This window comes from Crocosphaera chwakensis CCY0110, from assembly GCF_000169335.1.
GTDB lineage: Bacteria > Cyanobacteriota > Cyanobacteriia > Cyanobacteriales > Microcystaceae > Crocosphaera > Crocosphaera chwakensis.
Genome location: NZ_AAXW01000160.1, coordinates 1 through 1,095, shown reverse-complemented (window position 1 = coordinate 1,095; position 1,095 = coordinate 1). Strand labels below are relative to the sequence as shown.

1 protein-coding gene is annotated in these 1,095 nt (G+C 31.6%); it reads right to left on the bottom strand.

What is annotated here, in order from left to right; genetic code table 11:
- The coding region (locus tag CY0110_RS27790; RefSeq protein WP_008279012.1) for a condensation domain-containing protein at positions 1-1,095 on the bottom strand (1,095 nt) is incomplete at both ends.

Here is a 1,095-nt window from a genome sequence, read left to right as displayed (position 1 = left end):
TGTCTTCAAATAATCGATTAATTGATTTATTTTCGGATAATTTGTCTGAGTTTGATTCCATTCAACTAATAATTGCTTCTTTTCTCTTTCAGTTAGTAACGGTACTTTCCATATGTTTTCTTGCGAATTGGTTAATAGGGCAGATATAAGAACCTGGTAATGTTTAATCATTCGCTCTATGGTCATACTATCAAATAAATCTCTATTATATTCCCATTCTCCGATTAATTCTTCTTGGCTTTCTTCGATGGATAATGTCATGTCAAATTTTGCTGTTTGTCTCGATGTTTCTAAATTTGTTACTGTCAACTTTGGTAATTTTAATTCATTCATCTCTGTATTTTGTAAGACAAACATTACCTGAAATATCGGGCTATAACTTAAATCTCGTTCTGGTTGTAATATTTCTACTAACTTCTCAAATTGAACATCTTGATTAGCATAGGCATCTAAACAAATTTGTTTTGTTTGAGTTAGTAATTCTCTCAAACTAAAATGGTTACTTAATTGACTTCGTAAAGCTAAAGTGTTCACAAAAAAACCTATTAAATTTTCTATTTCTTTGTGCCTACGTCCGGCAATAGCTGTCCCTACTATGATATCTTTTTGTCCACTATAGCGACCCAATAATACTTTAAATGCTGCAAGTAAAGTCATAAATATTGTTACCCCTTCTCTTTGGGAAAATGCTTTGATACTTGCTGTTAATTCTGATGATAAAGTAAAAGTTTTCGTTGCTCCTTTATAGGTTTGTATCTTAGGACGAGGTCTATCTGTCGGTAATTCTAATATGGGTAACGTTTCACCTAATTGTTCTTTCCAGTAATTTACTTGAGATGCTAAATTTTTAGCTGTTAAGCAGCGATGCTGCCATAGGGAAAAATCTGCATATTGAATAGGAAGAGAAGACAATGGTGAGGATTTCTCCTGAGAATAGGCTTGATAAAGTGTGAATAATTCTCTTTGTAATATTTCATAAGACCAACCATCAAAAATGATATGATGAATATTAAAGAAAAGCCAATACAATTCTGATTCCAATTGTAATAATGTTACAGAGAATAAGTTATCTTTAGCTAATTGAAAGACGTTTTG